The organism is Sulfitobacter sp. IGS-18, assembly GCF_059628195.1.
The window spans coordinates 2,532,454-2,545,419 of record NZ_CM184556.1 but is presented as its reverse complement, the minus strand read 5'-3'; the positions used below and the strand labels follow the sequence as shown (position 1 = coordinate 2,545,419).

Here is a 12,966-nt window from a genome sequence, read left to right as displayed (position 1 = left end):
CGCGGCTCCGTTCAGGGTCGGGAGTTTCTTATAGGCGAAATGCGGCCACGCAAAGACAGGGATTTCGGAATTGCCCCGCGCAAACTGCGGTGAAATCGTCGCTTTTTGATCGTGGGGCGGTGGCGTGTTTTGCTAGGGTCGGCGCAACCCCTCGGGGGCAGGGCACAAGGGGACGTGACATGGCGCTGGACGATCACAAGGACACCAAGGGCAAGGGGCCGGAAAAAGGCGTCTGGAAATCGGGCAAGGGCAAGGGCCGGCACCACACCAAGGGGCGGCAGTTGCAGGACGGGCCCTGGGACGAGGTGCGCGCGCTTTTGGGCGACCGGCCCCGCAACCGGGACCTGCTGATCGAATTCCTGCATCTGATCCAGGACAGCTTTGGCCATCTGTCCGCCGCACATCTGCGGGCGCTGGCCGAGGAAATGCGCCTGTCGATGGCCGAAGTCTATGAAGTTGCGACCTTTTATGCGCATTTCGACGTTGTGAAAGAGGGGGAAACCCCGCCGCCCGCGCTGACCATCCGTGTCTGCGACAGCCTGTCCTGCGAGCTGGCGGGCGCCCAGGCCCTGAAATCCGCGCTGGAGGAGGGGCTGGACCCGGCTCAGGTCCGCGTCTTGCGCGCGCCCTGCATGGGCCGCTGCGATACCGCGCCGGTGCTTGAGATCGGCCATAACCACATCGACCACGCCACCCCGGAAAAGGTGCAGGCGGCCATCGCGGCGGGTGACACCCATGCCCATGTGCCGGCCTATGAGGATTATGCGGCCTATGCGGCGGCTGGCGGTTACGAGACGCTTGCGGCCCTGCGCCTGAACGGCGACTGGGAAGCGGTCCAGCAAAAGGTGCTGGACAGCGGGTTGCGCGGCCTTGGCGGCGCCGGTTTCCCCTCGGGCAGGAAATGGGGCTTCGTGCGCGGCAATGCCGGGCCGCGTTACATGGCGGTCAACGGGGACGAGGGCGAGCCGGGCACCTTCAAGGACCGCTGGTATCTGGAGCGCACGCCGCATCTGTTTCTGGAGGGCATGCTGATTGCCGCCTGGGCGGTCGAGGCGGAAAAAGTGTTCCTCTACATGCGCGACGAATATCCGGCGGTGCTGGAAATCCTTGCGCGCGAGATTGCGGCGCTGGAGGCGGCGGGCATCGCCGAGGCGGGCTATATCGACCTGCGGCGCGGGGCCGGGGCCTATATCTGCGGCGAGGAATCGGCGATGATCGAAAGCATCGAGGGCAAGCGCGGCATCCCGCGCCACCGTCCGCCTTATGTGGCGCAGGTGGGCATCTTTGACCGGCCCACATTGGTGCATAACATCGAGACGTTGCACTGGGTCGCAAAGGTGTGCCGCGAAGGGCCGGAGGTGCTGTCAGGCACCGAAAAGAACGGCCGCAAGGGGCTGCGCAGCTATTCGGTCTCGGGCCGTGTGGCAAAGCCGGGGATGTATCTGCTGCCCGCAGGTTCCACCATCACCGATGTCATCGGGGCCGCGGGCGGCATGGCAGAGGGCCATGCGTTCAAGGCCTATCAGCCGGGCGGGCCGTCCTCGGGGCTGCTGCCCGCCTCGATGGACGACATCCCGCTGGATTTCGACACGCTGCAACCACATGGTTCCTTCATCGGGTCGGCTGCGGTGGTGGTGCTCTCGGAGGCCGACAGCGCCCGGGCGGCGGCGTTGAACATGCTGCGGTTCTTCGAGGATGAAAGCTGTGGCCAATGCACGCCCTGCCGGGTCGGCTGCGAAAAGGCGGTCAAGCTGATGCAGGCGGAGCGCTGGGATACCGGCCTGCTGGAAGAGCTGAGCACCGCGATGGTCGATGCCTCGATCTGCGGGCTGGGGCAGGCGGCGCCGAATCCGATCCGGATGGTGATGAAGCATTTCCCCGACGAGATCTGAGGCGGCAGGCGATCTTTTCGAAAAGATCGGGTCGGAATTTTCGAAAATTCCGGTTCCCGCCGCGCTGCCGAGCTGATCCGGCGGGCGGCGGTGAAAATCTGCCGCCGCCTGTGCGATGCCGGTTTTCTTCGCGGCAAAGCGCTGCCAAAAGGGGGGCGAAACCGCCAAAGGAGAATGTCATGCGAGGATGGATCGGAGCCGTGCTGTTGAGCAGCGCAATTGTCAGCGGCTGCGCGCAACCCTCGGCGGGCATATCGCCGGGCCGCTATGAGGTGTTTGGCGTTGAAGAGGGCGATATGCTCAAACTGCGGGCAGGCCCCGGCACCGGCTTTGTCGAGCTTCTGGGGATGCCGAACGGGACCGAGGTGGATGTGGGGCGCTGCGAATCCACCGGCCCGACCCGGTGGTGCGCGGTGACACTGGCGGAAGCCCGCGATGTCCGGGGCTATGCCTCCTACGCCTACCTGCGGCGGAAATAGGCGGGCGCCGATCTTTTCGAAAAGATCGGGCCGGAATTTTCGAAAATTCCGCCCGGCTCAGTTCTGCACCACCAGACAGATGCAGCGCTGGCGGCGCAGGGTGTCGCACAGTTTGCGCGCGCCCGCCTGGGTGTTGCGCCCGAACTGGGCAAAGTAATAGCCCTTTTTGCCGGAGACGCGGTTCTTCTTGTAGATCAGATCGGTCTTTTCGCCCTGTACAGCCGCGCGGCAGGTGCTGGTGCGTTCGATCACCCGGGCGCGGGCCAGCTTTTTCGAGGTGGCAAAGGCGACCTGCACGCCCCAGGGTTTCACGCGCGGTTCGGGCCGGGCCAGCGCGGTGATTCGGCGGTTGCGGGCCATCTCATAGCAGGCAGGCAGAAAGGCGGATGTCTTTGACAGGCGCATGTCATGGCGCTTTGGCGGGGTGTCGCGCCAGTCCTCGGCGGTCAATCCGGTGATGATGGGCACGTAATTCACCGTCTCCGGGGCCAGTTCGCCGCCCTGCAGGAACCCTTCGGCGCGCCTTTCGCCGCCGTTGTAGCCGATGGCGGCCAGCCCCTCATTGCCGTAGCGCGCGACCATTTCGGCGAGGTATTGCGCCGAATGCTCCAGCGCCTCGGCGGGGTTGTAGGGGTCCTTCAGGCCCCGCAGTGCTGCGGTGGCGGGGATGAACTGCGCGATGCCACGCGCGTCCGCATGGGACAGGGCATTCGGATCGAACCGGCTTTCCTGCCAGATCAGCCGGGCAAAGAAGTCGCGGTTCAGCCCGTGGCGGTCGGCAAAGCTGCGGATGGCGTTGCAGGTGTCAAAGACGAAATGCGCGGGCCGGATGCATTCCACATGGCCCCATTTGCCCGAAGAACACATCCGCCCCGGCGCATCGGCCAGTGCGGGTTGGACCGTGAGGGCAAGGATCAGGATCAGCCGGCGTATCATGGACCCTTGGTGAAACGCGCGCGCGGGCATGTCAATTGCGCGGGCCGCCCTTCCATCCCGGCAGGTGAGCCTATAGATCAGGGGAAACCGGAACGGAGACCCCCCTTGGCATTTTTCAAGAAGCTCAAAGACCGTTTGTTCAAGTCCTCGTCGAAGATCGACGAAGGGCTGGAGGCGATTGTCAGCGATGGCGGTGAAGAAGATGCCGTTGCCCTGGACGAGATCATGGAAGAGGCCCCCGCCGCGGCTGCTGCCGCGATGCCGGAGGCTGTGGACCCTGAACCGGCCCCGGTTGACCCCGCGCCCGAAGTGACGGTTTCTGAGCCTGAGCCTGAGCCTGAGCCTGAGCCTGAGCCTGAGCCTGAGCCTGAGCCTGAGCCTGAGCCTGAGCCTGAGCCTGAGACGATACCAGAACCTGCGCCGCAGCCGATACCGGAGCCTGCGCCGCAGCCGCTGCCTGATCCGACCCCGCCGCAAGAGCCTTTGCCGCCCGAGGTGCCGCAGGAAATCCCACAGGATGACCCGCTGCCCGAGGTCACGCCAACAGCTGATCCGGTGCTGCCCCCGGCGGCACCTGCACCGCTGCGCAGCACCATGACCTCGGTTGCGCCGGAACTGGCCGAGACGGTCACCGAACCGTTCAGGAAAGGCGGGCTTCTGGGCCGTCTGATGGGCCGCAGCCCTGCGCAGAAGACCGTCGTGCGCCGGGTGCTGGACGATGACATGCTCGAACAGCTTGAGGAATTGCTGATCACCGCGGACATGGGGGTCGATACCGCGCTGCGGGTCACCGCCAATATGGCCGAGGGGCGTTTCGGGCGGAAACTTTCCGTCTCTGAAATCAAGCAGTTGATGGCCGATGAGATCACCCGGATCATGGATCCGGTGGCGCGGCCCTTGCCGATCTATCCCAAAACGCCGCAGGTGGTGCTGGTGGTGGGGGTGAACGGATCGGGCAAGACCACCACCATCGGCAAACTCGCCAGCCAGTTCCGCGCGGCGGGAAAGAAGGTGGTGATCGCGGCCGGCGATACCTTTCGCGCGGCGGCGGTGGAACAATTGCAGGTCTGGGGCGAACGTGCCGGCGTGCCGGTGCTGACGGCGGCGCAGGGATCGGACCCGGCAAGCCTGGCCTTTGACGCCATGGGCAAGGCGCAGGAAGACGGCGCCGATCTGCTGCTGATCGACACGGCGGGACGGTTGCAGAACCGGGGCGACCTGATGGAGGAACTGGCCAAGATCGTGCGTGTGATCCGCAAGAAGGACCCCAGCGCGCCGCATAACACCCTGCTGGTGCTGGATGCGACCACGGGCCAGAACGCGCTGAACCAGGTCAAGGTGTTTCAGGAGATCTCCGATGTTTCCGGCCTGGTCATGACCAAGCTTGACGGCACCGCCAAGGGCGGCGTGCTGGTGGCCCTGGCGGACAAGTTCGGCCTGCCGATCCATGCCATCGGCGTGGGCGAGCAGATCGACGATCTGTCGCCCTTCGACCCGCAGGAATTTGCCGATGCGCTGGTGGGTTACGAACGATGACGGTCAATCATCCTGCTCTTCTGTGTCCAGCGGCGCCTGTTTTTCGACCCATGTCACAATGGTGAGCACCAGAAGCGCCAGGACGGTCGCCAGCACCGCCAGCGGAATCCGCCCTGCGCCGCAGCACAGGCCAATTGCCCCGGCCAGCCACATGCTGGCCCCGGTGGTCAGGTTCTTGACGGTGCCGCCCGAGGTAAAGATCGCTCCCGCCGCCAGAAAGGCGACACCGGCGGTGACCGCCTCGATCAGGCGCAGGGGATCCACCCGCTTGGTCTCGTTGCTGCCGAAATCCAGCGCGGTGATCTCGAAGGCGACCAGGATGAAGATGCAGGCGGCCAGCGAGATCAGCATATGCGTGCGCAGGCCCGCCGGTTTGGTCCGCCATTCGCGTTCCAGCCCGATGACCGCGCCAAAAACCAGTGCGGTTGCCATGCGCAGGGCCGCAACCGGCATCGGAACCTCCGAGAAGGTATTGGTCAGATCCGCGAAGATTGTTTCGTACATCGGGGTGCCTTTGTCGTGAACACGCATGACTGTAACGGTTCCGGACCGGCCCCGGTTCCGGGGATGCGCCCATGACCGACTGGCTGCTTTCCATCGAAGGGACCGCTGCCGGGCATCAGATGGCGCTGTTCCTGGCCTTGTCCGCGGCTGTCCTGCATGCGGTTTTCGGCGCCTTGCAGAAAGGGCGTCACGACCCCTGGATGACCCGCGGCGCGATTGATTTCTGCTATTGCGCGATGGCCGCGCCCTTTGCGCTTTTTGTGGTGCCCTGGCCAGAGCCGCATATGTGGGTGATCTTTGTCGGGGCCTGGGCGATACATATCGTCTACAAGCTGCTGCAGGCCTGGGCCTATACCAAGGGGGCCTATACCGTCGTCTATCCGGTGGTGCGCGGCACCGGGCCGCTGTTCGCGGTGATCGGGGCCTATCTGATCTTTGGCGAACGCTTTACCGGGGTGCAATGGCTGGGCGTGGCGGTGCTGTTGTCGGGGATCTTTGGCCTTGCGGTCTATAACCTGCGCAAGCTTGAGGCACAGCGCGACACGCTGAACGCGGCGCTGGGGCTGGCGGTGCTGACCGGGCTTTTCGTGGCGCTTTATACCACCTTTGACGCCTATGGCATCCGGGCCACGGCGAATCCCTTTACCTTTCTGGCGTGGTTTTTCATGATCGACGGGCTGGTGATGCCTGTCATCGCGGCGCTGCGCTGGCGGCGGATGACCGAACCGCCCGAACCGGGGCCGCTGATGCTGCGCGGGCTGATCGGCGGGCTGGTGGCCTTTGCCAGCTTTGGCGCGATCATGATGGCCACAAGGCTCGACAAGGTGGGCGAGGCGGCCGTGCTGCGCGAGACATCGACAGTCTTTGCCGCCGTGATCGGCGTTGTCTTTCTGAAAGAGACGGTCGGCCCGCGCCGGGTGGCACTGATGGCATTGATCGCAGCGGGTGCTGTGATAGTGGAAATGGGCGGATAAAGGAGCAGCAGGACATGGCGCGCAGGGAAGTGAACCCGTTTGTGAAATCGGCCCTCGAATACGGGCCGATCCTGTTGTTCTTTATCGCCTATCTCAGGCTCAAGGACCGGACATTCAGCATCGGCGGGACCGATTACGAGGGGTTCATCGTGGTGACCGCCGCCTTTATCCCGCTGCTGGTTGCGGCGACCGGGGCGATCTGGGCGCTCACCGGCAAGCTGAACCGGATGCAGGTGGCCACCGTGATCCTGGTGGTGGTGTTTGGCGGGCTGTCGGTCTGGCTGAACGATGACCGGTTCTTCAAGATGAAACCGACGATGATCTACCTGCTGTTTGGCGGCATCCTCGCGGTGGGGCTGCTGCGCGGGCAATCCTATCTGAAATACGTGATGGAAGAGATGATGCCCTTGCAGGACCGGGGCTGGATGCTGCTGACCCGGCGGCTGATGTTGTTTTTCTTTGGCCTGGCGGTGGCGAATGAGCTGATCTGGCGCAGTTTCGCGACCGAGACCTGGGTCTATTTCAAGACTTTCGGCCTGCCTGTGGCGATGTTCGCCTTTTTCATGATGCAGGGGAAGCTGTTTCAGGACTACGGGGTGGAGAAGGACGAGGGCTGAGGTGCCGGACTTTTTGAAAAGTCCGGACCGTTTTCTTTGAAGAAAACGGCGGCGGCTGCGGGCGTTTGCCGGGGTGCCGTATCAGGCCTGCGCCGTGGTGAGATGCACCGATGCAGGTGGCATTGTTCTCTGGCGCGGGGAGCGGGCCGAGGTGCCGGACTTTTTGAAAAGTCCGGTTCGTTTTCTTTGAAGAAAACGGCGGCGGCTGCGGGCGTTTGCAGGGGTGCCGTATCGGGTCTGCGTCGTGGTGAGATGCACCGATGCAGGCGGCATTGTATCTGGCGCGGGGAGCGGGCTGAGGCGCCGGACTTTTTGAAAAGTCCGGACCGTTTTCTTTGAAGAAAACGGCGGCGGCTGCGGGCGTTTGCAGGGGTGCCGTATCGGGTCTGCGCCGTGGTGAGATGTACCGATGCGGGGGGCATTGTTCTCTGGCGCGGGAAGAGGGCTGAGGTGCCGGACTTTTTGAAAAGTCCGGTTCGTTTTCTTTGAAGAAAACGGCGGCGGCTGCGGGCGTTTGCCGGGGTTCCGTATCAGGCCTGCGCCGTGGTGAGATGCACCGATGCAAGGGGCATTGTTCTCTGGCGTGGGAAAAGGGCTGAGGTGCCGGACTTTTTGAAAAGTCCGGACCGTTTTCTTTGAAGAAAACGAAACCCGTGGCTAAGGGCGTTTGTCAGCGTGCAGCGCCCGGCCGGCCTGCACAGCGGGGCGCGCGCCCATCACCCCGAGCCAGCGCGCCATATGCGGCTTGTCCTCCAGGCTCTGCTGCTGACCCTCCCAGAGCGAGGCCCAGCCCCAGATCGCGAAATCCGCAATCGAGACGAAATCCCCCGCCACATATTCATGCTGCGCAAGCTGCCGGTCCAGCACGCCGTAAAGCCGCGCGGTCTCTGCGCGGTAGCGGTCCTTGGCATAGGGGATGTCCTGCGGCGGATCCTTTTTCGGGGCGAATTTCAGAAAATGATGCGCCTGACCCGCCATCGGGCCGAGACCGCCCATCTGCCACATCAGCCATTGGTCCACCGCGATGCGTTCACGCTCCGTCCGGCCGCAGAACAGCCCGGTCTTGCGCGCGAGATATTGCAGGATCGCACCGGATTCGAAGATCGGGATCGGCGCGCCGTCGGGGCCATTGGGATCGACAATGGCGGGCATCCGGTTGTTCGGCGCGATTTTCAGAAAACCGGGGTCGAATTGTTCACCCGCGCCGATGTTCACAAGATGGGTTTCATAGGGCAGGGCCATCTCCTCCAGCGCGATCGAGATTTTCCAGCCGTTCGGCGTGGGCCAGTAGTAAAGGTCGATCGGGGCGGTCATGGGGTGGCGTCTCCTGACAGGGGCCAGGTCATCATGCCGGTTTTGCCGCGAATGCCAAGGCGGGACCAGCGCGGATCTGCCTGCGCCGGAAGGGCATTGCGCAGCAGGTCGAAGGGCAAGGCCCCCGGGGCCACAAGGAAACGGGCATAAAGCGCCATGGTGCCCGGCCTGCGGTAGCTGGAGTAATGGCAGACGGGGCGGCGCGTCGGGGCGATGGGCAGGCCAAGGCCCGCCAGCCCCCGCAGGCTTGCAGGGCAGTCCAGTTGCAGGTTCACGACATTCGGGGCCAGGATCCCCTGACCCAATGCGCTGCCGTCCTGCTGCCCGGGCGCAATCATGCGTTCAAAGAGGAAATCGAAAACGTCGTTTTCCCGGCTGGTGACGTTCAGCAGTTCCACCTGGCGTCCTGCCGGCGTGTCCAGCGCCGCTGTCGCCCGCTGGCTGAAGCTGGCCCCGGTCAGCAGGGCAATCCGCCGGATTGCGCCTGCGTCGCTGTGTTCCAGCGCGCTGAGCGCCACTTCGGCCCCCAGCGAATGGGCGATGATCTGGATCGGCCGGTGCGGCGCTCTGCGGTGCAATGCGCTCAGCAGTCTTGCCAGTTCCACCCCGACCCGCTGTGCGCGGTCATGAACCTCGTGCAGCCATCCCCGTGCCGCCCATCCCACCGCCAGGCCCAGCGGGCCCTGATCCCGGTCCAGTCCCAGGCCCCGGGCCCAGTTGTCGCCGCCGGCAAACAGGGTCCGGTGCGGGCAATGCCGCCCCAGGCCGGGCGCATATTTGTACCCGTGCAGCATCACCACGATTGGGCCCTGACCCGCCGCCGCGCGGCGCATGACGGCCGCAAGGGGTGCGGTGTCGCCATCCCGGGGGATCGGCGCCTCCGGCAACGCGAGATTGAGGTGCATCACGGCCATGCGGGGCCTCTTGCCACTATATCTGGTGGGTGCTTGGTGACGCAAACATATGTCACAGGGATTACCCGCAGGTTACGCCACCGTGACGATGCGCCGGCGCAACAGGCCGGCCGCTTTTGCGCACTTGACCTGACCGGAGCCGCGCAGTAGCAAGCCTGCGTGGTGATTTGTTACCGGATTGCGGGCCACGACGGGCCAGACCCGTCAAGAACTGCTAAAAGGTCGAGGAAAGACTCCTTTCGCTTGACCGCGTCTGGAGTTTTTTATTGCCCGCAAGGTCGGGCCGGAAGGATAACACATGAGCAAAGACTGGCACCCCAGCACCCGCGCGGTTCACGCGGGCACCCGCCGCAGCCAATACGGCGAGGTCAGCGAGGCGGTATTCCTGACCCAGGGCTTCGTCTATGACAGCGCCGAACAGGCCGAGGCGCGGTTCCAGGCGCTGGGCGAGGATGAATTCATCTATGCCCGCTATGGCAACCCGACCGTGCGCATGTTCGAGGACCGCATCGCGGATCTGCTGGGGTATGAGGATTGTTTCGCCTGCACATCGGGCATGGCAGCCGTCAGCGGGGCGCTGACTGCGCTGGTCAAGGCCGGTGACCATGTGGTGGCCTCCCGGGCGCTGTTCGGATCCTGCCTTTACGTGCTTGAGGACGTGCTCGCGCGTTTCGGGGTCGAGATCACCCTGATCGACGGCACCGACAACGCCGCATGGGATGCCGCAATCCGCCCCGACACCCGTCTGGTCTTTTTCGAGAGCATTTCGAACCCCACGCTGGAAATCGTGGACATCCGTCATGTGGTCAAGGCGGCCCATGCGGTCGGCGCGCTGGTGCTGGCCGACGATGCCATGGCAACCCCGGTGTTTTCCTATGCGCAGGCCTGCGGCGCGGATATCGCCATTGTCTCTACCACCAAACATGTGGACGGGCAGGGGCGGATGCTGGGCGGGGCGATCTGCGGGCCGCGCGAGCTGATCCGCGGCCCGATCGAGGCCTACATGAAACATACGGGCGGGGCGATGAACCCCTTTACCGCCTGGACCCACCTCAAGGCGCTGGAAACCATGAGCCTGCGCGTGCGCGCACAGGCGCAGACCGCCCATGAACTGGCCGAAGCGCTGACGGGCCATCCGATGGTCGAAGCCGTGCGCTATCCGACCCATGCGGGGCATCCGCAGCAGGAGCTGGCACTTGCGCAGGCACCTGCCGGGGGCACTGTCCTTGCCTTTGAGGTGAAGGGCGGCAAGGAAGCCTGCTTCCGTTTCCTCAATGCGCTGGAAATCATCACGATCTCAAACAATTTCGCCGATGCGAAGTCGATTGCGACCCATCCGGCGACCACGACCCACCAGCGCCTGCCGCAGGAGCAAAAGGACATTTTGGGCATCTCGCCGGGTCTGGTGCGCCTCTCTGCGGGTCTGGAACATGTGGACGACCTGATTGCGGATCTCATGCAGGCGCTGACGGTCTGAGCATCCGGCGTGTCGGGTTTCGCCACGCAGCCTGCCGGAAATGCGGTATCTTGATTGGTAATCCGGTCAAGGCACCCTAAATTGAGCCTGCAAGGACAAGGGGAGCCTGAGCCATGAATGCGATCACATCAGTTGAAAAAGCACCGGAGCGGTCTGACGCGGAAAAAGCGCTCGGCGTTTTGAAGGCATGGGCCAGCACCGCCAGCCCGGAAGAGGTGGCAGCGCTTGATCCATCGGTCTCCCGGCTGTTGTCCGATGCACCGGAATATCCGGTGTTCCGGCGCGACTACCCGGATGATTTCGCGGTGGGAGAGGTCTATAAATCCACGCTCCCCGACCTTCAGAACGGCCCCAGCAGCCTGATCCGGGGGGCGCAGCAACAGATCCAGCATGTCGGCATCTCCAATTTCCGGCTGCCGATCCGTTTTCGCACCCGCGACAATGGCGATCTGACGCTTGAGACATCGGTGACCGGTTCCGTCAGCCTTGAGGCCGACAAGAAGGGCATCAACATGTCCCGCATCATGCGCAGCTTTTACAAACATGCGGAGGCGACCTTCAGCTTTGAAGTGATCGAAAAGGCGCTGGACGATTACAAGGCCGATCTCGACAGCATGGATGCGCGCATCCAGATGCGGTTTTCCTTCCCGATGAAGATCGAAAGCCTGCGTTCCGGCCTGTCGGGTTATCAATATTACGATATCGCGCTGGAACTGGTGGAAAAGGGCGGGCTGCGCCAGAAGATGATCCACCTCGATTATGTCTATTCCAGCACCTGCCCCTGCTCACTGGAGCTCAGCGAACATGCGCGCGCCACCCGGGGGCAGCTGGCCACGCCGCATTCGCAGCGCTCGGTCGCGCGGATATCGGCGGTGATCGACTGCGCCCGCGAATGCCTGTGGTTCGAGGATCTGATCGACGCCTGCCGCCGCGCGGTGCCGACGGAGACGCAGGTGATGGTCAAGCGCGAGGACGAACAGGCCTTTGCCGAGCTGAATGCGGCCAATCCGATCTTTGTCGAGGATGCGGCGCGGCTGTTCTGCGAGCAGTTGCAGCGGGACGGGCGGATCGGTGATTTCCGGGTGATCGCGAGCCATCAGGAAAGCCTGCATTCGCATGATGCGATTTCGGTCCTGACGGAGGGGCCGACCTTCGAGATGGCCAGCATCGACCCCAAGCTGTTCAACACGCTTTTCCACGTCGGCTGACCATCGAAGGCAGCAGCGCGCGGCAGGGTCTGCCGGGCGTTGCCGGCGGACGGTTCGTACCGGCCTATTCGCTGTCACTTGTGAGGAAAGATATGATCACCCCGGAGATTTCCTGATGGATGGTCTGGCGGGCCTCTGCTGAAAACCCGCAGAGCGCCGCATCTCCGTCTTCCTCGATCAGGATATCCGGTCCGGCTCTGGTGCAGGCCGCGAAGGCATCAAAAGCAGATGATCCAGGGATTTCAACGGCCTGGGTGAACTTCTGATCCCCCGACGCGTCATCGGAACCGCCCAGAGATATCCGCAGGCTGCGCAGATCGGCAGCGGGGGCAGTGAGAAGGGCCGGATATTCCGGATTGAGCGCGATCACCCAGGTGACGCGGGGATCTCTGCCCATGGCTGCCAGGCCTTCCGCATTGGTGTCCGACAGCGCCGCGCCCCCGCCAGCGTACCACCTGCAATCCGGCCCGTCTGTTGCGTCCTCCGCCATGCAGGACCGCAGGTAACCCGGAACATCCAGTTCCGCGCCTGCGATGGACAGGGCGGCGGTTGCGCCAAGTGCAAATCCCGCCGCTGTAATCCTGCTCTCGTCAACACGTGCGCCCCAGGTGCCGTCCGCCAGCAGCAGATCAATGGCGCGGCGCATATCCTGCGGTCTTTGCCATATTTCGTTAAGGGCAATCGCCGCGGTCTCCGGACGTGGTGCATTCACCTCGACCACGACAAAACCTGCACGCGCGATGGATGAACTGAGCCAGGCGCCGGAGTCTCTGGCGGATCGCAGACCACCGTGGGACATCACGACCAAAGGATGCGGCCCGGCTGGAAAGGCAGCGTCCGGGGCGGCTGGAACCCCTTGGAACACGGGATTGCCGCCGATATCGGCCGATGTCGGTTCCTCAGTTGGATACCAGATGGTCAGCGACAGGGGCCGCGCCTGTGCGGAGGTTTCATGGAGATGTGCAACACCGGCAGTTGTTTCGGCAAGGCAAGGGGCGGCGAGCAACATCAGTGCCAAAGTGAAGCGGAATTTCATGCGGCGGCTCCGGGTGCGGGACAAAATACAGGGCCGCTCTATCAGGCTTTTCTGGCAATGACAGCTTTCTGCGTGCGGA

At 63.8% G+C, this 12,966-nt stretch carries 12 protein-coding genes; 7 read left to right on the top strand and 5 right to left on the bottom strand.

Features of this window, described 5'->3' with window-relative positions:
• Positions 1-179 precede the first annotated feature (179 nt).
• The gene (locus ACWNZ3_RS12275; RefSeq protein ID WP_496900110.1) at positions 180-1,892 is read left to right on the top strand and encodes an NAD(P)H-dependent oxidoreductase subunit E; all 1,713 of its coding nucleotides are present in this window, start codon (positions 180-182) and stop codon (positions 1,890-1,892) included.
• Positions 1,893-2,071: 179 nt separating this feature from the next.
• Positions 2,072-2,371, top strand: coding sequence for an SH3 domain-containing protein (locus ACWNZ3_RS12270; RefSeq protein WP_269363814.1), 300 nt, complete (start codon positions 2,072-2,074; stop codon positions 2,369-2,371).
• A gap of 57 nt (positions 2,372-2,428) precedes the next feature.
• Here the strand turns inward: ACWNZ3_RS12270 and ACWNZ3_RS12265 are convergent, their stop codons facing one another.
• Positions 2,429-3,307 carry a lytic transglycosylase domain-containing protein gene (locus ACWNZ3_RS12265; RefSeq protein WP_496900109.1) on the bottom strand — a complete coding sequence of 293 codons (879 nt, stop codon included), beginning with the start codon at positions 3,305-3,307 and terminating at the stop codon, positions 2,429-2,431.
• Positions 3,308-3,412: 105 nt separating this feature from the next.
• Between ACWNZ3_RS12265 and ftsY the strand changes: the two genes are divergently transcribed.
• A complete protein-coding gene (ftsY, locus tag ACWNZ3_RS12260; RefSeq protein ID WP_496900108.1) occupies positions 3,413-4,843 on the top strand; it encodes a signal recognition particle-docking protein FtsY in 1,431 nt (476 codons plus the stop codon).
• A gap of 3 nt (positions 4,844-4,846) precedes the next feature.
• Here the strand turns inward: ftsY and ACWNZ3_RS12255 are convergent, their stop codons facing one another.
• On the bottom strand, positions 4,847-5,347 hold the full coding sequence (locus ACWNZ3_RS12255) for an MgtC/SapB family protein (protein ID WP_274575019.1): 501 nt from the start codon (positions 5,345-5,347) through the stop codon (positions 4,847-4,849).
• A 71-nt stretch (positions 5,348-5,418) separates the two neighbouring features.
• Between ACWNZ3_RS12255 and ACWNZ3_RS12250 the strand changes: the two genes are divergently transcribed.
• Together ACWNZ3_RS12250 and ACWNZ3_RS12245 are read left to right on the top strand one after the other, a co-directional pair.
• A complete protein-coding gene (locus ACWNZ3_RS12250) occupies positions 5,419-6,321 on the top strand; it encodes a DMT family transporter (protein WP_496900107.1) in 903 nt (300 codons plus the stop codon).
• Positions 6,322-6,335: 14 nt separating this feature from the next.
• Complete coding sequence (locus ACWNZ3_RS12245; protein WP_274575021.1) at positions 6,336-6,938, top strand: inner membrane-spanning protein YciB; 603 nt, start codon at positions 6,336-6,338, stop codon at positions 6,936-6,938.
• 657 nt (positions 6,939-7,595) lie between these two features.
• Here ACWNZ3_RS12245 and ACWNZ3_RS12240 read toward each other — a convergent pair.
• Together ACWNZ3_RS12240 and ACWNZ3_RS12235 are read right to left on the bottom strand one after the other, a co-directional pair.
• Positions 7,596-8,252 carry a glutathione S-transferase N-terminal domain-containing protein gene (locus ACWNZ3_RS12240; RefSeq protein WP_496900106.1) on the bottom strand — a complete coding sequence of 219 codons (657 nt, stop codon included), beginning with the start codon at positions 8,250-8,252 and terminating at the stop codon, positions 7,596-7,598.
• Entirely contained in the window at positions 8,249-9,166 is a 918-nt protein-coding gene (locus ACWNZ3_RS12235) for an alpha/beta hydrolase (RefSeq protein ID WP_496900105.1), read from the bottom strand. Before ACWNZ3_RS12235 ends, ACWNZ3_RS12240 begins: the two co-directional genes overlap by 4 nt.
• Before the next feature lie 298 nt (positions 9,167-9,464).
• Between ACWNZ3_RS12235 and ACWNZ3_RS12230 the strand changes: the two genes are divergently transcribed.
• Positions 9,465-10,643, top strand: coding sequence for an aminotransferase class V-fold PLP-dependent enzyme (locus ACWNZ3_RS12230; RefSeq protein WP_496900104.1), 1,179 nt, complete (start codon positions 9,465-9,467; stop codon positions 10,641-10,643).
• 113 nt (positions 10,644-10,756) lie between these two features.
• Complete coding sequence (gene folE2 / locus ACWNZ3_RS12225) at positions 10,757-11,851, top strand: GTP cyclohydrolase FolE2 (protein WP_274575026.1); 1,095 nt, start codon at positions 10,757-10,759, stop codon at positions 11,849-11,851.
• A gap of 64 nt (positions 11,852-11,915) precedes the next feature.
• Here folE2 and ACWNZ3_RS12220 read toward each other — a convergent pair whose 3' ends face one another.
• A complete protein-coding gene (locus tag ACWNZ3_RS12220; RefSeq protein ID WP_496900103.1) occupies positions 11,916-12,887 on the bottom strand; it encodes an alpha/beta hydrolase family protein in 972 nt (323 codons plus the stop codon).
• Positions 12,888-12,966: the final 79 nt, after the last annotated feature.